Here is a 21229-nt window from a genome sequence, read left to right as displayed (position 1 = left end):
GGCGGTCGTCCAGTCACTTGTTGATTGCCTGACACTCCGTATTCGCGAGCAAGCTCGCTCCCACAGGAGCCCAGCGACAGCTTTGAGCTATCATTGGCCCTTTCCCCCCTGAAAGACATGATTGCCATGACTGCCGTAACCGACACCCTTCTCAACGCCCTCGAACACTGCGGTATGGTCGAAATCGACGGCCTGCACGCTTTCGAATTCGCCCTCGACGAAGACGACAACCTGCACATCGAATGCATCGATGGCCGGGTCGCCAAGCATTGGGAATTCACCCCGGCTCAAGTTGCAGCGGCGACGTTTGATGAAGATCTGCAGAGCTGGTTGATCGTCGGTTTTGCCAGCGACACCAAAACCGTTGGCGAACACCGTCTGGTCTGCCTCGGCGATGTACTGAGCAGCGCCGATGACGAGGATGAAACCGAATGAACATGCGTAAATTCTGGCCATTGCTGATGGCCGGCAGCGTCGGCGCGATGGGCCTTTCCAGTGCCTCGGCCGAAAGCTTCCAGTTTTTGGTGGGCTCCTACACTGCCGGCCCCAGCGAAGGCATCTACCGGATGAGCTTCGACAGTGCCACCGGCCAGATCGCCGCCAAGCCGCTGCAAGTGATCAAGAGCGAAAACCCGTCGTGGCTGACCCTGTCCAAGGATCAGCACCGGTTGTTTGTGGTCAACGAAAACGGTCCGGGCCAGAAAGATCCGGTCGGTCGCGTCAGCAGTTATTCGATCGATCCCAAGACCCACGCCCTGACCCTGATCAATCAGGTCCAGAGCCTGGGCAACGAGCCGACCCATTCGAGCCTCAGCGGCGACGCCAGTCATCTGTTCGTCAGCAACTATTCCGTGGTCGAAGATCCGGGCGGCACCCTCGCGGTATTGCCGGTGGGCAGCGACGGCCAGCTCAAACCGGTGGTGCAGATGAGCGCGCACCCGGCGAGCCGGGTCAATCCGGAGCGTCAGGCCTCGAACCACGTGCACTCGACGGTCTCTTCGCCGGACGGTCGTTATGTGTTCTCCAATGATCTCGGTGCGGATAAAGTCTTCATCTACCAATTCGACCCGAAAGCCAATCCGGACCTGCCGCTGACCCCGGCGAAAACCGCTTCGGTGCAACTGCCACCCGGCAGTGGGCCGCGTCATCTGTTGTTCAGTGCGGACGGCAAGCATGCCTGGCTGACCATGGAAATGAGCGCTCAGGTCGCGGTATTCGACTACAAGGACGGCGTGCTGACCCAGACGCAAATGGTTGATCTGGCGGCCGGCCAGCCGACGTCAGACAAAGCCGCTGCGGCGCTGCATGCGTCCGCCGACGGCAAATTCCTTTACGTCAGTAACCGTGGCACCGCCAATCAGCTGCTGGTATTCGCGATTGACCCGGCCAGCGGCCAGCTAAAGGAATTGCAACGACGTTCGGTGGAAGGCGATCACCCGCGTGAGTTCAGCCTCGATCCAAGCGGTAAATTCCTGCTGATCGCCAACCAGAAGAGCAACCAGATTGTCGTGGTCGAGCGCGACGGCAAGACCGGTCTGCTGGGCAAAACCGTGCAAAAACTGCCGATGGACGCCCCGAGCGACCTCAAGTTTCTCGTGCGTCAATAAGCCGCAGGCCCCGGTCTACGGGGCCTGAAGCTTTGTATTAATCCTGCTGATAACAGGTAATGTTGCAAAGCATTTCAAGCGATTAACCCTTGAGCGTTAAGTTTGCTTCACGGCCCAACCGGGCAAGCAAGCCAACTGAACACGAGGGTTACCGCCATGAACTTCAATCTCTTCTCCGTGATTGCCGCTTCCGCCATCTCCGCCACCGTGGCCCTGCCAGCCAGTGCCAACGTTGAAATCAGCAGCAAAAAATCCCATACCCAGAGCTACACCCAGAAATACCTGCAACAAAGCGCCAACTTCTACGCCGCGCTGGATCACAAAGCCCAACACTGAAATTTCCGTCACGCCCTGGAACTGCCCAAGGCTGCGATCCTTTGATCTTGTTTCTAAAAAAGCAAAATCAAAAGATCGCAGCCTTGGGCAGTTTTTTATCTGCGGTTCGACCGGCGATAGCTATTTTCAAACGGAGAAATAGACCGGCTAAATAATCAACGAAGCTGATGGTTACTATGGCAAACGCTGAGTGGTTACCCCGGCTTTTTTGATCGATTCTGTGGACCTCGAAACATTGTCCACGGAGCACACATCATGGCCAGTTCAATCATCACTTCCGCCAAGCGCGGCGCCTACGTGGCCATCGGTCTGTACCTGGTCATGGTGCTGTTTGTCAGTCTGGCGTCGCAGTCGCAACACAGCTTCGAAGCACCGATCGACGTTGCACATCCCGGCATCCAGTTCGAACTCCGCTCGCAAAACGCGGCGGTGGATTCGACTGAACTCGCGGGAGTCGGCGGAGCATGAAAGGCTACAGACTCTGGGTCATTGCCGGACTGGCGTTCATGACCAACGGCGCCTCGCTTCTGGGATTCGGCCAGGGCTCGGTCGGAGGGCTGGCCCGGGCCATAGAGGCCAACCACAACATCGCGCACAACATCGAACGGGCCAATGCGCTGGGGCTGCTGGCCGGCAATCCGCCGGTGAAAACTTCCAGCGGTTTTCTCGGCCCGTTCGAAGTGGATTGCTCGGCGATCGGCATGTGTGAAGTGCTGGCGTAACGCGCTTACTTTTTCATGATATCGGTGAACAGCTCCGATTCCAGAAACCGCTGCAACCAGGCCTGCAACCGCACGTAAGGCGTCTGCGCAAACCAGTCACGATCAACGTGAGCGAACTGGCGAACGAACGGCAACAGCGCGATATCGGCCAGGCTCGGATGCCCGGCCAGCAAATAATCGCGACCTTCGAGCAGCTCATCGAGCCGCTGCAAAAACAACGCACCTTCCGCGCGATAAACCTCCATCGGTTGTTCCGGATAACGCTCGGCGTACTTGTAGCGATTCAAGTGAACCTTGAACACTTGGTCGTTGGCTTCGATCAACTCGGCAATCCTTGAATCGCCATTCAGCAACCAGTCATCCGGATCATGCTGCGCCAGCGCCCAGCGCATGATCTCCAGGCTTTCATCGATCACCTGACCGTTCGCATCCAGCACCGGCACCGTGCCCTTGGGCGAGATCGCCAGCATCGCGGCCGGTTTGGCCTTGAGGCTGACTTCGACGATGTCCACCGGCACGTCCGAATAACGCAGGGCCATCCGCGCCCGCATCGCGTACGGGCAGCGGCGGAAGGAATACAGCGTGTTCATTTCACCTCCAGTGTGCTCAGACCGTTGCCCTGGCGCTGTACCTGAATCTGCACCGGAATCCGTTCGTGCATTTCCTGCACGTGGGAAATCACCGCCACCTTGCGCCCCTGAGCCTGCAAGCCGTCGAGAGCGTCCATGGCCAGTTGCAGGGATTCCGGATCGAGGCTGCCGAAGCCTTCGTCGATGAACAGCGATTCGATCTTCAACGTGCTCGACGCCATCGAGGCCAGGCCCAGTGCAAGCGCCAGCGAAACCAGGAAGGTTTCGCCGCCGGACAACGAATGCACCGAGCGCAGTTCGTCGCCCATTTCGGTGTCCATCACCAGCAGGCCGAGCATGCTGCCGCCGCGCTTGAGGCGATAGCGCTTGACCAGTTGCCGCAGCTGCACGTTGGCGTGATGCACCAGCAGATCGAGGTTGTAGGCCTGGGCGATCTTGCGGAACGTGTCGCCGGTGGCCGAGCCGATCAGCGCATTGAGCCGCGCCCAGCGCTGATACTCGGCGTAGGCGTCGGCGATCTGCTGCGCCAGCGCCTGATTGGCGTTCTGGCGACGCTGGTCTTCGGCCTGCTCGGCGCGCAGTTCCGCACATTGCTGTTCGCTGGCCGCGCACTGGTTTTGCAGGTCGGCGAGGGCGTTGGCGAGTTGTTCCGCATCGAGGTTGCCATTGTGTTGGGCCTGATGATCGAGCAGGCGCTGATCACGTTCCTGCAACAACACGGTGGCCTGTTCAACGGCTTTTTCGTTGCGCTGCAAGCGCTGGCGCAGTTCGTCGACCTGGGCGTCATCAATCCGCAGCAGGTCTTCAAGGCCGCCGTCATCCAGCTCCGGATGACGGGCGCGCCAGTCGGCAATTTTGCCGGCCAGATCGCGGTCTTCGGTTTCCAGCGCTTGCAGACGCTCTTGCTGCGCTTTGAGTTCGGCGGAGATTTGCACCCTTTGCGTACGCGTTTCCTGGAGCGCCTGAGTCGTGGTGGATTCGGCGTTGCGCGCCAGTTCCACCGCTTGTTCCAATTGCTGCTGCCAATGCTCGGCGCAGGTGTGATCGCCGAGTAATTGCGCCAGCTTCTGCTGGCTGGCGAGTTGCTGTTCGGTCAGTGCGTTGAGCTGCTGCTCAGCGTTTTGCAATTGCTCGACACGGCCCTGTTGGCGATCCTGTTCCTTCTCGAGCGTTTGCTGGCGTTGTTGCTGTTCGGTCAGTTCTTCCTTTTGCTGTTCGACTTGCGCCAGACGTTCGGCGATCTGCCGGTCAAGTTGCATGAAGGTCGCGGCCGGTTCAGCGCGCAAGGCATCAAGGGTGTCGCTCGGCAACAGCGTGGCGAAGGCTGCCAGCTCTTCGTCCAGCCGCTGGCGGTCAGCGCTCAGTTCGCGTTGCTGATTGCTCAGTTGTTGCGCCGCTTGCTGGTGTGCCGTCTCGGCCTGCCGCAATTGCTGGGTCAGCCGCGCCGCGTCCTGTTGCAGCGTGAGCAGGGCGGACTGGCGCTGCTCGTCCTGGGTGATGCTTTGATTTAGTTGATCGTTCTGGCGGGTGAGCCACGCCGTGCGCTTGTCACTGTCCTGATTCAGCAACGATGCCGCGAGCGGATGCGCTTCGATGCTCGGCGTCAGCGATTGTTGCTGAGCGGCCAGTTGCTCCTGCTGTTGCAGCAGTTCCTTTTGCCGGGCAATCACCCCACCGACATCGGCGCGCAGCTCGGTGAGTTTTTCCTTCAGTTGATCGACGGCTTGCTGCGCGCTGGCCTGCTCGCTTTCATCGTGACGGCCGAGGCTTTGCAACAGGGCTTCCGGCTGGTGATACGGATGTTCGTTGCTGCCGCAGACCGGGCACGGCTGGTCGTCCTGCAATTGCGCACGCAGCTCTTCGACACTGGCACTGCGGGCCAGACGCTGACGCTCAAGCAGTTCACGGGTGACGTTAAGGGTCTGTTCGGCGACAGTCAGCTCGGACTTGGTTTTCACCCCGTCCTGGGTCAGGCGCTCGCGCTCCTGTTGCGCATCGAGCTGACGCTGTTGCAGCTCGGCACTGCGCTTGTCCAGATCCTGCTGGCTGGCCCACAGCCGCGTCAGGTCTTCGATGGCGCGCAGTTGTTTGCGGTTGTCCTGCAGCAGAGTACCGAGAATGCCGATCTGCTCGGCGACTGCGTCCGGCTCGGCGCCAGCCTCCTTGAACAGCACTTCCAGCTGCTGCTTCTGCGTGGTGAGCGCTTCGGCGGCGCGGGTGGCGTTTTCCTCGAGAGACGCCAGTTCGCTTTGGCCTTTGTTCAACCGGTTGCCGATCAGCATCAGTTGCTGCAAGCGGTCGCGATAGGCATTCCACGCTTCGCTCAACGGTGCCAAGTGAGCGCTTTGCTCAAGATCGGCGGCAATGCGCTGCAAGCGATCGGCGACCTGTTTTTGCTGATCGAGCAGGGTCTGGATCGCGCTTTGGCCCTGAGTGCAGGCCTGTTCTGCGGCTTGCTTTGCTTCGCTGCCCGACGCTACATCCCTGGCGAGGCGGGCGAGGGTGCTTTGCTCATCGAACGCCTGACGCAACAGCGGTGCGCTTTCGCTTTGCTGCGTTTGCGCCTGGGTCAGGGCGATCTGCGCGGCGGCGAGCTCCTGTTCCAGTCGCGCCTGGCGCTCGGTCAGCTCGCCATGTTGCCGGGTGTGCGCGTGGATCTGGGCAGCGAGTGGCGTCAGCTGTGCATCCAGTTCGGTTTTGCGGGCGAACTGGTGACGTTGCGGGGCAAGTTGTTCCAGACGGGTGAGCTTCAGACGCTCACCGGCCAGCGACTCTCGCTCGTGCTCGGCGCTGCGCAGTTGTTCGGCGGCGGCTTGTTGCGAGTCTTGCAGTCGCAGCAGCTCCTTGAGCCAGTCGTGCTGTTGCTCGATCTGCTTGAGCTGCGCCTGCTGCAACTTGAGTTGTTGTTGGGCGGCGTTGAAGCGTTCGTCGAGTTCCGCGCGTGCCTCCGGGGCCAGCGGGGTCACGCCGGTGGCCTGATCCTGCAATTGCTTGTGGGCTTCGCGGGCCTCTTTGGTCTTGTCGAACGCGCGCCGGCCGAGACGGGTGTACAGCGCCGTGTCGGTGAGTTTTTCCAGCAGTTCGCTGCGGTCGTTGTCGTCGGCCTTGAGGAAAGCACTGAACTCGCTCTGGGCCAGCAACACGGCGCGGGTGAACTGTTCGAAGTTCAGGCCCAGCGCGGCTTCGAGCTGAGTCTTGTACTCACCTTTCTGGCTGGCGAGCAGTTGATCCTGATCGATGTCGCGCAGGCTCTGACGGCTGGCCTGCAACTTGCCGCCGGCCTTTTCCCGGGCGCGATTGGCTTCCCAGCGCGCGCGATAGCGACGGCCATCGACGCCGACAAAATCCACTTCGGCAAAGCCTTCACCGGTGCCGCGACGCAGCAGGGTGCGCGGGTCGCCAGTGAGGATTTCGCCGTCGGCGTCCGGCACCTTGGCGTCACGCCCGGTGTTGTTCAGACGCGGCACGGCGCCGAACAGTGCCAGGCACAGTGCATCGAGCAGGGTGCTTTTGCCGGCGCCGGTCGGGCCGGTGATTGCGAACAGACCGGCGCTGGCTAGCGGTTCGGCGGTGAAGTCGATCTCGAACGGGCCGGCCAGCGAGGCGAGGTTCTTCAAGCGAATGGCGAGAATCTTCATGGCTGCTCGCCCTCCATCTGTACGTCTTGCAGCAGCTCGGCGAAGTCCTTGAGGGTTTGCTCGTCGACCTCGCTGCCGTAGTTGTCGAGCCAGGCGCGACTGAACAATTCCTGTGGTGTGAGCTGGTCCAGTTCGATCAGCGCGCTGCCGTCCTCGGCGCCGTCAGCGCCACGGTTACCGGCGTATTCGGCGGCGATCCGCACCAGTCGCACAGCCTTGCCTTGCAGGGCGCTTTCGACTTGATGGCGCAAGTCTGGTTGTGGCTCGTCGAGGCGCACCCGCACTTCCAGCCAAGGCTGACGCTGGGTTTCGGCCAGCAGGTCGATGTTCGGCAGGTCCGCCAGTTGCAGCAGGATTTCCGCCAACGGCGCAGGGCCGAGGCGTTGCAGATTGACGGAGCGGGGGATCAGCATTGGCTCGACGCTGACCAGGGTTTCGCCGTCTAGAACGACGTCGAGCACCTGATGCTGATAACTGATTTCGGAAAACGACAACGGGATCGGCGAGCCGCTGTAGCGAATCCGTTCTTCACCATTGACCTTCTGCGGCTTGTGCAAATGGCCGAGGGCGACGTAGCTGATGCTCGGGCCGAACAGACTGGCAGGCAGGGCTTCGGCGTTGCCGATAATCAGGCTGCGCTCGGAGTCTTCCGACACCGAGCCGCCGGCCATGTGCGCGTGGCTGATGGCGACCAGCGCCTGGCCCGGCTGGCGCTTGGCGTTGGCCGCTTCGATCAGCCATTCATGCACTTGGCCGATGCCGCGCAAATAGTTATCGCCCAGATGCGCGCCGGTCACTTCGGCAGGCCGCAGGAACGGCAACGCCAGGCACCACGCGGCGATCTCGCCGGACGCATTCGGCAGCGGCAGCAGCAGACGTTCCGCATCCAGTTGCCCGTCATCCAGCCACAACACGCGGCCCAGTGCATGGGTGCGCAAACGCCGCATCAACGGCGCGGGCAGTTCGATCCGCGAACCGGAATCGTGGTTGCCGGCGATCATCACGATGGTCAGCGACGGCTGCTGTTCGTGGGCGCTGACGATGAAATCGTAGAGGCGTTCCTGGGCTTTGACCGGCGGGTTGACCGTGTCGAAGATGTCGCCGGCAATCAGCAGCACGTCCGGCTGCGCCAGCTTCAATTGGCGCAGCAGCCACTCGAGAAAACAGGCGTGCTCGAAATCGCGCTCCTGGCCGTGCAGGTTCTGCCCAAGGTGCCAGTCGGAGGTGTGAAACAGACGCAAGGCTGACTCCGCAATATAAAGAGGTGATGGCCGCCGGGATGAGAGGGCGGCGAAAGAGGGGAGAGTTTACAGATTATTGCGAGAGGCGGGCCGGAAGGGAATTTAGAAACCATCGTCAGAAAGGTATGACTGTATTGCTACCGTTCGTCGGCAACGCTGCACCCGTTCATACATTTATTGACGCCAAAATAGCGGCCATCTAATATCGCGCCACTATTGTGACATCAGTGTGCTGCTATGAGGGAGCTGGCAGATGTGTTGCGGCCTGCTCCGTGACCGATCCCGCTATATCCAGGTTGCCCCGGCAATTTTCCTCTTACCCACTTCTCGGTCGACCGGCGTCGTGTGAATGCCCGTCGGGAAGTGCTGCGCCTGCGGTCTGCCTGCTCATTTATGTTTGTTGCATAGAGACTTCAACATGGACGTTCGCCAGTACGCCTTCCTCGCTCGCCTGCCATCTGCGGCCGTAGAACGCCGCGATACCTTTCTGGGCATGCCCAAGCGCGGGATCGCTTTTCTGCTGGCCAACGTCATGTTCTGGCAACCGATGTGGGCCCAGGCCGACGGCATTGTGGTGGCCAACCCCGGCACCACCCTTGATCGCGCCGGCAACGGCGTGCAGATCATCAACATCGCCACGCCCAACGGCAGCGGTCTGTCGCACAACCAGTTCCATGACTACAACGTCGGGGCGCAGGGCGTCATCCTCAACAACGGCGCCAACCAGGCTTCGTCCACCCAGCTGGGCGGCTACATCATTGACAACCCGCACCTGAAAAACAGTGGTTCGGCACAGGCGATCCTCAACGAAGTCATCGGTGGCAGCCCGAGCCAGTTGCGCGGTTACACCGAAGTGGCGGGGCAGTCGGCGCGGGTGATCGTCGCCAACCCTTACGGCATCAGTTGCAACGGTTGCGGTTTCATCAACACGCCCCGCGTCACCCTCACCACCGGCAAACCGGTGCTGGATGGCAGCGGTCGCCTCGACCGTTTCCAGGTCGATCAGGGCAGCGTCGCCATCGAAGGCGCCGGGCTTAACGCAACCAATGTCGACCGCTTCGAAATCATCACTCGCTCGGCGAAGATCAACGCCGAGATCCAGGCGAAAAACCTGACCATCGTTGCCGGGCGTAACGACGTCAACGCTGAAACCCTGAACGCTACGGCCCGCGCCGACGACGGCAGCGCCAAACCGCAACTGGCCATCGACTCCTCGGCGCTGGGCGGCATGTACGCCGGGGCGATCAAACTGGTCGGCACCGAGGCCGGGGTCGGGGTGAAGCTCGACGGCAAACTGATCGCCAGCGGCGGTGACATCCAGCTCGACGCCAACGGTCAGTTGAGCCTGGCCGAGACCTCCGCCACCGGCGCGGTCAACGTCAAGGCCGCCAGCCTGGAAACCCGTTCGGCGGTCTACGCCGGCACCTCGCTGAACGTGCAGACCCAGGGCGACCTGACCAACCGGCAGACGCTTGCAGCGCGGGATAGCATCAGCCTCAGTGCGGGCGGTCAGCTCACAAACGCCGGGACTATTGAAGCCGGGGTCAACGCTGACGGCGGTCGTAATGCCAATGGCGATCTGAGCCTGAGTGCGCAAAACATCGACAACCGTGGCAAGAGCCTGGTGGCGAGCCGCAATCTGGCGGTGAATGCCGCGCAGGTGCTGAGTAACCAGGGTGGCACGCTGAGCGCTGCGCAGATCGCAAGCATCGTTGCAGGGACACTGGACAACCAGAATGACGGGAGTGTGCTGAGCAACGGCGCGCTGAACGTAACCGCCAATCAAGTGCTCAACAGCCAAGGTTTGATCGACGCAAAGGGTAGCCTGACGGCCACGATCGGTCAGTTGAACAACAGCAACGGCCAGGTTTCGAGTTCCAGTATCACTCGACTCAGCGGGACGTCCGTCAACAACGTCGGCGGCCAGATCCTGGGTGATCTGGGGCTCAACATTGATCTCAGTGCAGCCCTGGACAATCGCGACGGCATGCTCGGTTCCGGCGTTGCTCTCGACCTCAGGGCCGGCAGCCTCGATAACCGGGACGCCGGGGTCGTGGTCAGCGATGGCGGTCTTGTAGTGCGGGTCAGTGGTCTGCTCGACAACCGCAACAAGGGCGAAATCACTGCCAGAGGCGCCATCGATGCGCGGGCCGGTCATCTCGACAATCGTGACGGCAAGGTCATCGGCAAAGGCACACTGGCCTTGCGAAGTGATTCGGCAGACAACCGTGGCGGCGCGCTGCAAGGCGACGGACAACTGACGCTGAATGTTGATCGACTGGATAACCGCGACAACGGTCTGATCATCGGCAAGGCCGGCGTTACCTACTCGGGCACGCGACTGGACAACAGCAATGGCCTGGTCAGCGCTGTCGGCGCTGTCGGTATCAAGGCCGGCGAGGTGCAGAACGCCAAAGGGCGGATCTCCAGCCAGGGCGACTTGACCGCGACCATCGGTCTGCTGCAACAGCAGGGCGGCGCACTGGTCGCACAGGGCAATCTGAGCCTGACCGGCACCACACTCGACAACCGTAACGGCGGGCTGATCGGCACCAAAAAAGCGCTGACTCTCGCGGTCGATGACATCGATAACCGAGCGGGCGAGCTATCGGGCAACCTGTTGCTCAACATCAAGGGCCAGCGTCTGGACAACAGCGACGGTGGCAAGATTCTCGCGGCCAGCGATCTGGAGCTTGCTGTTACCCGATTGATCAACCAGAACAAAGGCATGATCGTCGCCAGTGGTGCGACGAAACTGACCGGCAGCACGCTGGATAACACCGGTGGCTCGTTCGATAGCTTTAAAGGCCTGGTCATCACACTGGACGATGCACTGCTCAACGGCCAGGGGCTCATCAGCAGCGAAGGCACGTTGACCCTCAATGCCGGCCGTGTCGATAACAATGCCGGCAACCTGACCAGCGCCGGTGCCCTGGCGTTGACCAGCCTTGGCGCGCTGCTCAATCAGGGTGGCTCCATCAGCACCGACAGCACTCTGAAACTCAAGAGCGCCAGTCTCGACAATAGTCAGAAAGGCCTGATCTCCGGCAAGGACAACAGCCGGATCGACAGCGGCGATGTCGACAATAGCCAGGGCGGGCGCCTGATCAGTGGTGGAACGCTGGACTTCACGGCGGGACAGGTCAACAACGCTGCAGGCCGCATCGCCAGTCAGCAAGCCATGACCATGTCGGTCACCGGCCTCGATCAGCAGGGCGGTGAACTGTTCAGCAAGACCAGCCTGAGTCTTGATTTGAACAACGGCCAGTTGAACAACCAGAACGGTTTGATCAATGCGCCCGGCGAATTGCTGCTCAAGCAACTCAGTGGCGTGAACAACCAGGGCGGTGAAATCTCCAGCCAGCAAGCTTTCGCACTGACCGCCCATGACCTGGACAACAGCAACGGTAAACTGCTGAGTCAGCAAGGCTTGACCGTACGCATTGCGCAGGCGCTGAACAACACCAAAGGCGTTATTTCCGGTACATCACTGGACAGTCACAGCGCCAGCCTCGACAACAATGAAGGCTTGATCAGCAGCCGTGGCCCGCTGACGCTGACGACCGACAACACCCTGGATAACCAGCTTGGTACGGTGATTGCCGACGGCAAACTCGAACTGACGGCGCAGACGCTGGACAACCGTGGCGGCAGCATCGCCGGCAAGTCGGATGCCACCGTGCAGGCGAAAAAGCTCGATAACCAGGACGGCCAGTTGATCGCCACCGGCGTCCTCAAACTCGATGCCGACCTGCTCGACAACCGTCAGGGCGGACTGCTCGGCTCGACCAGAACCATGACTCTTAACGTTTGGGATCTGGATAACCGCGGCGGTGAAATCAGCACCAATAGCGATCTGCAGGTGACCGGCAAAAAACTCGACAACAGTGACGCCGGCAAAATCTTCACCGGCCAGTCGTTGACGCTCACTGTCGAGCAATTGATCAACCGCAACAAGGGGCTGATCAATGCCAGCACCTCGTTCGATCTGCACGGCAAATCGCTGGACAACAGTGGTGGTGAACTGCTGAGCCAGCAGGCCATGGGGCTGACGCTGGGCGGTGCATTCGACAACAGCCAGGGCAAGGTCAGCAGCGAAAGCGTGCTGACGGTCAAAACCTCGCAACTGACCAACATCAAGGGCAGCCTTTCCAGCGCTGCGGACCTGACAATCGAGAGTCGCGGCAGCGTTGATAACCAGGGCGGTGCGGTAGTCACCGATGGGGCGCTGGCGCTCGACAGCACCGGCCTCGACAACCGTCAGGCAGGCACACTCAGCGCCAAGGGCGCGGCCAGCGTCACCACAGGCGACTTCGACAACAGCACCGGCAAGCTCAGCAGCGCCGACACCCTGAACCTCGTCGCGGGGAAGGTCACCAACCGCGATGGCGGGCGGATTGGCAGCCAAGGGGAATTGACGGCGTCGATCATCGGGCTCGAGCAGCAGGGCGGCAAGCTGTTCAGCAACACTCGCCTGAGCCTGGACATGAACAATGGCCAGCTTAATAACCAGAATGGCTTGATCAATGCACCCGGTACGTTGCTGCTCAAGCAACTCAATGGCGTGAACAACCAGGGCGGAGAAATTTCCAGCAGTGAAGCCTTTACCGTGGCGGCGCAAAATCTGGACAACGGCAATGGCAAATTGCTGAGCACCCAGAGCCTGACGCTGCGCATCGCCCAGGCACTGGACAACGTCAAAGGCATGATCGGTGCAGCATCGATCGATGCCCGGGCCGGCAGTCTTAACAACAGTGGCGGCAGCCTGATCAGCCATGCCGACCTTGACCTGACCGCAGATGGATTGCTGCGCAATGATAGCGACGGCCTTGTGAGTGCGGCGCAAGCGCTGCGCATTCGCAGTACCGACCTGAACAATCAGGGCGGTGTATTGCAGGGTGTCAGTGCCGTCACGCTCAACGCGATGGCGCTGAACAATCGCGAGAAAGGTTTGATTAGCAGTGAGGGCAACCTGTCGCTCACCGCGACATCGCTGGACTCCAGCAACAGCGGTGAAGTCTCCGCCGGCGGTGACATCGACCTGACCTTGACCTCCCTGACCCAGAACGGCGGGCGTCTGCTGGGCGACAAAGCTGTCACCGTGGATCTTGCCAATGGCGACCTCGACAACACCAATGGTTTATTGACGGCCAAGGGGCCGTTGACCCTCAAGCGCTTGCGCGACCTGAACAACCAGAGCGGTGAAATCTCCAGCAGCCTGGGGTTCGACGTCATTGCCCGGGCGTTGAACAACAATGCCGGCAAGATCATCAGCGGCGAGAAACTGAAGCTCAGCGGTACGACCCTGACCAACCAGAACGGCTTGCTCTCGGGCTGGCAGCAGTTGAGCGTCAGTGGCGACAGTCTGGACAACCGCGCCAACGGCACGCTCTCAAGCCGCAACGGCGATGTGTCGGTCGATTTCAAGGGCGCTCTGCTCAACAGCGGTAACGGCGCTCTGGTTTCGCAAGGCAATCTGACCGTCAATGCCGCCAGCCTCGACAACAGCGACAAAGGCATCCTCAGCAGTGCGGCAGGGCAGACCCTCACGCTCAAAGGCGCACTCAACAACAATCAGGGCGGCCTGATCGACAGTGGCGCCGCACTGGACATCACCAGCACTGCACTGACCAACGCAGGCGGTTCTATCAACGCGCTCCAGGCGCTCACTGCCAACGCTTCGAGCCTGGATAACAACGGGGGCAAACTCGCGGCCAACGGCGCGATCACCCTGAACCTGGCGGGGCAACTGAACAACAACGCCGGCAAACTGGCGGGCACCGGTCCGGTCGTGATCAAAGGCGTCAGCGATCTGAGCAACCGCAACGGCCAGCTCGCCAGTCAAGGCTCGCTGCAACTGCTGACCGGCTCGCTGGACAACGGTAGCAAAGGCACCATTGCGGCCAAGGATGACTTGCAGATTACCGCCAGCGCCGCCGTGCGTAACGATGCCGACGGCTTGATCTACAGCCAGACCGGCAGCCTGCAACTCAAGGCGGCAAGCCTGGCCAACGGCAAAGGTTCGATCCAGAGCCAGACCGGCCTGACACTCGACGTTACTGGCGATCTCGATAACCAGAGCGGAAAAGTCATCGCTCAGGAAGGCGACGTGACGATCGGCGCAGCCAGCATCGATAACCGCGGCGGAATTCTGGCCAGCATCAAGGGCGCGCTTGAGGCGCGTACCGTCGGTGTCCTGCGCAATGGCTTCGACCTGAACAACAATCGCCAGGTCGGCGTCATTCAGGCTCAGGGCCTGAAGCTTTCGGCACTGGCCGGTCTGGACAACAACGGTGGGCGCATCTCGGCGCAAGGCTCCGATGCGAATATCACCACCGCTGCATTAGATAACCGCAACGGCGTGATCTACGCCAAAGGACTGGTGAGCGTCAATGGCGCCAGTCTGGACAACGGCGCCGGGCAGATCGCCGGCGAACGCATCGATTTCAGCCTCGGCGGCGCTTTGAGCAATGGCGCGGGGATCATTGAAAGCAATACCCAATTGACGGTCAAAGCGGCGAGCGTCAACAACCAGAATGGGCGCCTGCGTTCGCTGGGCAACTCGGGCAAGACCGAGTTCCAGATTGGCGGTCAGTTCGACAATCGCAATGGTGTGCTGGAAACCGCGAACACCGACATGACCCTGGCCGTCGGCAGCTTCCTAAACGGTGGCGGGCAGCTCAACCACGTCGGTCGCGGCAAGTTCGATCTCTCCACGGCCAACGTCATCGGCGCCGGCGGCAGCATTACCACCGGCGGCCTGCTGGATCTGACGGCCGACACCTGGAACAACTCCAGCGTGATTCAGGCCGGGCGTTTGAACGTGAACGTCCGCCAGTTCAGCCAGAGCGCCAGCGGCAAGCTGCTGGCCTCCGATCTTCTGCAGATACGTGGGGGCAACTGGACCAACGACGGCCTGCTCGCCAGTGATGGCCTGATCGATATGCAACTGACCGGTGCCTATGGCGGCAATGGGCGGATGTCGAGTCAGCGTGGTCTGAACCTGAGTGCAGCGCAAGTCAACATCGGTAGTGCCGGCAGCATCGCCGCTGGCGGATCGTCGACGATCAGTACCGGTGGATCGCTCGTCAACTCGGGCCGCATCACCTCCAGTGAAGATCTGACCGTGAACGCCGGCAGTGTCGCCAACTACGGCACGTTGGGTGCGGCGCAGAACCTGAACATCAACACCCCTTCATTGCTCAATGACCGCGGGCTGATCTTCAGCGGCAAGGACATGACGCTGAATGTCGGCAACCTGACCAACCAGCACGGTGATTTCTACGGATTAGGGAACGTGACCATCAATGGTTACGGCGGTGCCGCGCGGGCGGCGGGTGTCTACAACATCTCCGGCTCAATGGAGAGCGGTAGTGGGTTCACTATCAACGCCGATGTTTTCGAGAACCGTACGGAAGGTCCGGTGATGTCGGGTGACCGCAAATTGGTGTCGGGTTATATCGCCAATATTTGCAATGACTGCCAGGGTGACAATTACGTCTTCACGCTGATGGCCAAAGAGTTTTATCAAAGTACGGACGCTGATAGCAGCCCCTCGGCAGTGCTTAATGTCGGCAAGGATTTTGTTTTCCAGGGAGGTACGTTTCTCAATAGTAAAAGCACCGTCGCTGCTGGCGGCAATATCAATATCACCGCAGACAGTCTCAAAAACATCGGGGCGAAAAGCGGCACCATCGAACGCACAAGTACTTACGTACTCAGCATGACCGACGGTGGTACCAAGCGGTTCTTTGACAGTGTCGTGTTGCCTTACAACCAGCGCAATAACCCTGATTTTCCATTTGTTTATTACATCGGAGCGGGAGGCAGCATACGTAAGGCCATTCCCACGTCCACGCGTATCAGAGAAGGGGGGCGCGACGGTGAGTGGTTTGACGTTGTAACACTCAAGGACAGCGAAACCGGCGCGGTCGTCAGTAAGCTGCGTGGATGGGGCAACGCGATACCAGACGTGAACTACGGCTTTGAAACCACAACCCCCTCCCTGTATGACCCGAACAACTTGGTCGAACTTCCTGGCCAGTTGACCCAGTACAAACCGGAGTCCGTCACTGAGGTCGCCGTTGACAGCACCGGTGCCGCCAGCACCAACACGGGTCGCAATGCCGTCATCCAGGCGGGTGGCAACGTCTCGATCATTGCCGCCCAGAATCTGGAAAACAGCGTTATCCATCAGGACTACGGTTCGACGGGAGGTACCAACAAGGTCGGTAACACCAACGTCGGCAATTCCGGCACAGCCGTCATCCGAATTAACAGCCAACTGCCACCAGACCTCGCCCAACAGCAAGTCAATCCACTGTCGCTGCCAGGCTTCTCCCTGCCAACCGGGGAAAACGGTCTGTTCCGTCTGAGCGGTCAGGGCGCGGCTGACACCGCACCCGTTGGCACAACCGGCCCGGCACCGACCTGGACGATGGGGGGGCAGGTTGTCGCTACCGAGGGGCATGTCGTGGCTGGAAGCAGTGGCGGCCCGCGTAATCTTTTCATTGATGCACCGCCCGCAGTTTCCGATAGCACGCGCGCGGTTGACACATTCCATCGGTCCCCGAGCGTGGTCACGGCGGTGGCCAGTACGGTCGATGTCAACGTGCCGGTGAAGTCGGCCGGTCCCGGCATGAAGGACCGCGGCAATGATGCCAGAGAGTCGATCGACACCCGTCCGGTGACACGCGTTGCCGGACTGCCGGACACGAAGGCGCCGTCCAATGCGCACAAATACCTGATCGAAACCAACCCGGTCCTGACCAATCTCAAGTCGTTCATGAGTTCGGACTACTTGCTCGGCAAACTCGGTTACGACCCGGATCAGAGCGCCAAGCGCCTCGGTGACGGCCTCTTCGAGCAGCGTCTGGTACAGCAAGCCGTGACCGCGCGCACCGGCCAGGCCTTCATCGATGGCCGAAGCAACAACGAGGACATGTTCCGCTACCTGATGGACAACGCCATCGCCAGCAAGGACGCCCTCAACCTGTCGATGGGCGTGGGCCTCACGGCCGAACAAGTGGCGGCGCTGACCCACGACATTGTCTGGCTCGAAGAGCACGAAGTGAACGGCGAAAAAGTGCTGGTGCCGGTGCTGTACCTGGCCCAGGCCAACGGCCGCCTCGGCCCGACCGGTGCGCTGATTGCCGGCAACGATGTGACGCTGATTGCCGGCGGCAATCTGGATAACGTCGGGACGTTGAAGGCGACGAATAATCTGTCGGCGACGGCGGGCAAGGACATCGTCAACAGTGGCCTGATCGAGGCGGGTAACCGTCTGGATCTGCTGGCGACCAACGACATCGTCAACAAGTCCGGCGGCATCATCACCGGGCGCGATGTGAGCCTGACCACTCGCACCGGGGACGTGATCAATGAACGCACGATCACGTCCTCCGACAACAGCACCCGGTTTGGCACCCAGCATCATGACTACGCCGACAACGCGGCAAGGATCGAAGCGGCCAATGACCTGACCGTCAAAGCGGCCAAAGATATCAACATCGCCGGTGGCGTGATGAAAAGCGGCCAGGACATGGTCGTGAATGCCGGGCGTGACATCAACGTCTCATCCGCTCAGGTCACCAACAGCGTTTACCAAGACGCCAGGCACAACAGCAGTGACATCACCCAGCTGGGTGCGGAAATCGACGCTGGTCGTGACTTCAAGGCTGACGCCAAGCGCGATATCAACGTCATCGCAAGCCAGATCGATGCAAAACGTGACGTTGCGATCAAGGCAACCGGAGACGTGGTCATCACGTCGGCAGCGGATGAAACCCATTCCCTGTCCAAGAGCAAGAAACTCACCGTTCAGGAGGACCATGTCAGCCAGGTCATGTCGGGCATTTCGGCAGGCGGCGACGTCAGACTGGATGCGGGTAAAGACCTCAGTGTGATTTCCAGCCGTATCACTGCCGGCGACGAGGCCTATCTGGTTGCGGGTGACAACCTCGATATTCTTGCTGCGCAGGATTCCGATTACTCGCTCTACGACAAGAAGAAAAAGGGCAGTTTCGGCAAGCTCAAGTTGAAGCGCGATGAGGTGACCGACATCAAGCATGTCGGCTCTGAAATCAAGGCGGGCGGTGATTTGACGCTGTCCAGCAAGGGCGATCAGCTTTATCAGGTTGCCAAACTGGAAAGCGGAAACAACATCACGCTGGACAGTGGTGGCGCGATCACGTTTGAAGGGGTCAAGGACTTTCATGACGAAAGCCATACCAAGACCAACAACAGCGCAGCATGGGTATCTTCCAAAGGTCGAGGCAATACCGACGAGACCCTGCGTCAGACCCAGATGATTGCCAAAGGCAACATCGTGTTGAAGGCCGTTGATGGTCTGAAGATCGATATCAAGGATGTGAACCAGGAGTCGGTGAGCCAGACCATCGACACCATGGTCAAGGCTGATCCGCAGTTGGCGTGGTTGAAGGATGCTGAAGCGCGTGGGGATGTTGATTGGCGGCGAGTGAAGGAGATTCACGAGTCGTTCAAATACAGCAACTCGGGTCTTGGTCCGGCCTCGCAGATCGTTATTGCGATCGTGATGGCGGCGTTTGTTGGTCCGGCAGCATTGAGTGCATTAAGTGCGATGGGGCCGGTATGGGCAGCGGGTCTGGCGGCTGTTGCAACGGGGGCAGCGACTAACGCAACGACTAGTTTTATCAATAACGGCGGCAATCTCGGAGCCGTATTCCAGGACGTGACGTCATCGGACGCGCTTTCAAACTATGTGATTTCCGGGGTAACGGCTGGTCTTACGGCGGGGTATTTCGATAGCGTCCTGAAGACAACGACGAATCCTGTTACCGGCAAAGTCATGACGGATCTGAGCAGTCTGGAAGGCATCGGCCGTTTCGCTGGCAACCAGCTTTTGCAGAACACCACTTCGACGTTATTGGGTGGCGCACTTGGTCAGCACACAGATTTTGGGAATGCACTGACAGGGGCACTGCTGAGTACTCTGAATGCGGCAGCATTCAATGCTGTAGGTGATTTTGCAGCAAGTCAGGGTTGGAAGGATGGAGGTCTCGAAAAAATTGCCTTGCACGCTGTTGTGGGCGGTTTGTTGAACGAGGCAGCGGGAGGAGATTTTAAAACCGGAGCCTTGGCCGCTGGCGCCAATGAAGCGCTGGTAACCCAGTTAGCTGTCTTGGTGAAGAACGACAGCAACCTGTTGTCGATGTCTTCCCAGTTGGTAGGCGTTGCTGCGGCGGCAGTGAGCAATGGCAACGTTCAAGAAGGCGCGACTATTGCGAAGGACGCCACCAACTACAACTACCTGTTGCACCATGAACTCGTTGAGATGATGGATGAACAGAAGAAGTGTGAGTCCCAGGCCTGTCTGGACGAAGTGCGTGAAAAGTACGCCAGCCTTGATGAGAAAAGGAATAAGGAGCTCGCCAATCTTTGTCAGAAGAACATCAGTGCGTGTAATGAAATTTCTGAAAAGCTACAAGCAGACGAACCAAAAATCCGCGCGTTGTCCGAGGAACTCGCGCGCAATGGCCAAATAGGCGCCGCCACAACAATCGGTTATGTCGTACTGCAAAACAACGATGCAGCTCAAAATACGATAACTAATGAAGTCGTGATTCAGCGTGACGGCGACACCGCCGGGTTATGGGCGGCATTTGCAGAAATGCTAGCAGGCGTTGCGGGAGGGGCGAAGCCGGGCAAGCCGGGTAAAGCGATCAATGAAAAGGGACCTTCCAGAGAGGAAGGACCTGAAATCGCGGATGTGCCAAAAACCACTGGCGGTGGCACTGGCGGCACCAAAGGCCCTGGTGATACCGTGGTGCGAAGCGATAATGATTTTTCTGCGACCGTCAATGATAAAGGAAAGCCCAAGGCATTCATCGATGAGAACGGTGATTTGAATCCCCCCAATATCAATGGAACGGGCAGTGTTCAAACGCATGTGAGGGGTAGTAATCCTGAAAATACGCCCTATATTTCTACCACGGATCCAAGCGCTGCCTCGAATCCGAAAGACTATGGCTCCAGTAAAATTGAGATCGACGTAAAGCGCTTGCAACAGGATATTGATTCCGGAGCATTGCCAGATACCAAATACCTGGATAATCGAAAAGTTACCGAAGAGCTTCAGTCTAAGGTGGATGAAGCACGGGTGAAGTACACGAACAACCCTTCAACGAAAAACGAGATCTCCTTGGGGCGTGCAGAGGAAGACCTGTCGAATGCCAAACGAGACGGTGAATGCTTGATCAAAGGTTGTGTACCGGCCGACTATATTAAAATTGTGAAGTAGAAGGTTTAATAATGGATCCGAGAATCTATGAATTACTCAATGGTATTCCAGAAAATGCAGACTATGCCGCAGAAGCAGGAGATCTGGATGTTGAGGATATTCCACAGGATAGACTCGACTCTGTGAAGGAGCTACTTCGTGAATCGAATGATGAATTAGTACGATTTTATGCTGCAAAGCTGTTAACGAGCTGGGGCGCTCGTGAAGGCCTGGTTGCCTTAGAAAAATTTATGAATAAATCTGAAGTTTTTGAAGGGCTATATGTTCACCGGTTACATGGTTATGATGATACCTATCGCCATATATTAATGGCGGTGACAATGTACTTTGCAAATGTCGCTGATAAAGAAGGGAAAGAAGTCGCAAGGGTACAGGTTTGCGATCTCCTTCTGAAGATTGTTGCGTTAGCCGGAGTGAGGCCTTTCGAGATTTCCGAAATGCTTCGCTTTGTTAGGCGTGAAAACTATATCGAATACTTGGCGCCACTAAAGCAGTATCTTCTGTCGATAATTGATCATCCAGAGGTGCATCGTTGGAAAATTTATGATGCCCTGGAGTTTTTTATGACTTTCGATTCGGAGTTTGTCGTGTCTTTATTGAAAAGTAAAAATATGTCTATTGATGATTTTAGCCCCCTGAGTAAAAGCTAATGGCGGTCTAGGTCAAGAAAGGGCAGAAAGTATTGGAAAAAAAGAAAGGAAAGAAAGGGGACGGCGGGCTCAACCGGTCAACGCAACGTACACTTTTCGTTCGTTGATTTTTCTAGTCCTGAAATAGGTTTACACCTGTTTCACCCCAACGCCCGATGCATCGCA

The 21229-nt window shown here is 59.0% G+C and carries 10 protein-coding genes; 7 read left to right on the top strand and 3 right to left on the bottom strand.

The genetic code is table 11. The features are described from left to right. The first annotated feature begins 126 nt into the window (after positions 1-126). The 5 genes from CAF73_RS19900 (at position 127) to CAF73_RS19880 (ending at position 2665) form a co-directional block, all read left to right on the top strand. Positions 127-435 carry a DUF5629 family protein gene (locus CAF73_RS19900; protein WP_085703659.1) on the top strand — a complete coding sequence of 103 codons (309 nt, stop codon included), beginning with the start codon at positions 127-129 and terminating at the stop codon, positions 433-435. Beyond that, a complete protein-coding gene (locus CAF73_RS19895) occupies positions 432-1607 on the top strand; it encodes a lactonase family protein (protein ID WP_085703572.1) in 1176 nt (391 codons plus the stop codon). The genes CAF73_RS19900 and CAF73_RS19895 overlap by 4 nt, the downstream gene beginning before the upstream one ends. Before the next feature lie 156 nt (positions 1608-1763). Continuing rightward, positions 1764-1943: a hypothetical protein gene (locus tag CAF73_RS19890; protein ID WP_085703571.1), complete on the top strand. Its 180-nt coding sequence runs from the start codon at positions 1764-1766 to the stop codon at positions 1941-1943. Positions 1944-2198: 255 nt separating this feature from the next. Further along, positions 2199-2411: a hypothetical protein gene (locus CAF73_RS19885; protein WP_085690322.1), complete on the top strand. Its 213-nt coding sequence runs from the start codon at positions 2199-2201 to the stop codon at positions 2409-2411. Beyond that, positions 2408-2665 (top strand): hypothetical protein, encoded by a 258-nt coding sequence (locus CAF73_RS19880; RefSeq protein WP_085698320.1) that lies wholly within the window; start codon positions 2408-2410, stop codon positions 2663-2665. The genes CAF73_RS19885 and CAF73_RS19880 overlap by 4 nt, the downstream gene beginning before the upstream one ends. Positions 2666-2670: 5 nt before the next feature. On the opposite strand, the gene CAF73_RS19875 is transcribed toward CAF73_RS19880, so the two are convergent. From CAF73_RS19875 to CAF73_RS19865, 3 genes are read right to left on the bottom strand one after another with little or no spacing between them, the layout of a single operon-like run. Further along, complete coding sequence (locus CAF73_RS19875; RefSeq protein WP_085703570.1) at positions 2671-3255, bottom strand: glutathione S-transferase; 585 nt, start codon at positions 3253-3255, stop codon at positions 2671-2673. Then, positions 3252-6893: an AAA family ATPase gene (locus tag CAF73_RS19870; RefSeq protein ID WP_085703569.1), complete on the bottom strand. Its 3642-nt coding sequence runs from the start codon at positions 6891-6893 to the stop codon at positions 3252-3254. The genes CAF73_RS19875 and CAF73_RS19870 overlap by 4 nt, the downstream gene beginning before the upstream one ends. After that, positions 6890-8134 carry an exonuclease SbcCD subunit D C-terminal domain-containing protein gene (locus CAF73_RS19865; RefSeq protein WP_085703568.1) on the bottom strand — a complete coding sequence of 415 codons (1245 nt, stop codon included), beginning with the start codon at positions 8132-8134 and terminating at the stop codon, positions 6890-6892. The genes CAF73_RS19870 and CAF73_RS19865 overlap by 4 nt, the downstream gene beginning before the upstream one ends. A gap of 418 nt (positions 8135-8552) precedes the next feature. Here CAF73_RS19865 and CAF73_RS19860 point away from each other — a divergent pair, with 418 nt between their 5' ends. Both CAF73_RS19860 and CAF73_RS19855 read left to right on the top strand, forming a co-directional pair. Further along, entirely contained in the window at positions 8553-20414 is an 11862-nt protein-coding gene (locus CAF73_RS19860) for a filamentous hemagglutinin N-terminal domain-containing protein (RefSeq protein WP_085703567.1), read from the top strand. Between the two features lie 11 nt (positions 20415-20425). Beyond that, positions 20426-21064 carry a hypothetical protein gene (locus CAF73_RS19855; protein WP_085703566.1) on the top strand — a complete coding sequence of 213 codons (639 nt, stop codon included), beginning with the start codon at positions 20426-20428 and terminating at the stop codon, positions 21062-21064. The last annotated feature ends 165 nt before the right edge of the window (positions 21065-21229 follow it).

This window comes from Pseudomonas sp. B15(2017), assembly GCF_002113215.1.
Taxonomy (GTDB): domain Bacteria; phylum Pseudomonadota; class Gammaproteobacteria; order Pseudomonadales; family Pseudomonadaceae; genus Aquipseudomonas.
Note: the sequence above shows the minus strand (reverse complement) of the source record. Positions and strands in the feature narration are given on the sequence as shown.

Bases quoted from the DNA above. Each gene is read 5' to 3' on its own strand.
- CAF73_RS19885 (WP_085690322.1), top strand. From the start codon at position 2,199: ATGGCCAGTTCAATCATCACTTCCGCCAAGCGCGGCGCCTACGTGGCC.
- CAF73_RS19895 (WP_085703572.1), top strand. From the start codon at position 432: ATGAACATGCGTAAATTCTGGCCATTGCTGATGGCCGGCAGCGTCGGC.
- CAF73_RS19870 (WP_085703569.1), bottom strand. From the start codon at position 6,893: ATGAAGATTCTCGCCATTCGCTTGAAGAACCTCGCCTCGCTGGCCGGC.
- CAF73_RS19860 (WP_085703567.1), top strand. From the start codon at position 8,553: ATGGACGTTCGCCAGTACGCCTTCCTCGCTCGCCTGCCATCTGCGGCC.
- CAF73_RS19880 (WP_085698320.1), top strand. From the start codon at position 2,408: ATGAAAGGCTACAGACTCTGGGTCATTGCCGGACTGGCGTTCATGACC.
- CAF73_RS19900 (WP_085703659.1), top strand. From the start codon at position 127: ATGACTGCCGTAACCGACACCCTTCTCAACGCCCTCGAACACTGCGGT.
- CAF73_RS19855 (WP_085703566.1), top strand. From the start codon at position 20,426: ATGGATCCGAGAATCTATGAATTACTCAATGGTATTCCAGAAAATGCA.
- CAF73_RS19875 (WP_085703570.1), bottom strand. From the start codon at position 3,255: ATGAACACGCTGTATTCCTTCCGCCGCTGCCCGTACGCGATGCGGGCG.
- CAF73_RS19890 (WP_085703571.1), top strand. From the start codon at position 1,764: ATGAACTTCAATCTCTTCTCCGTGATTGCCGCTTCCGCCATCTCCGCC.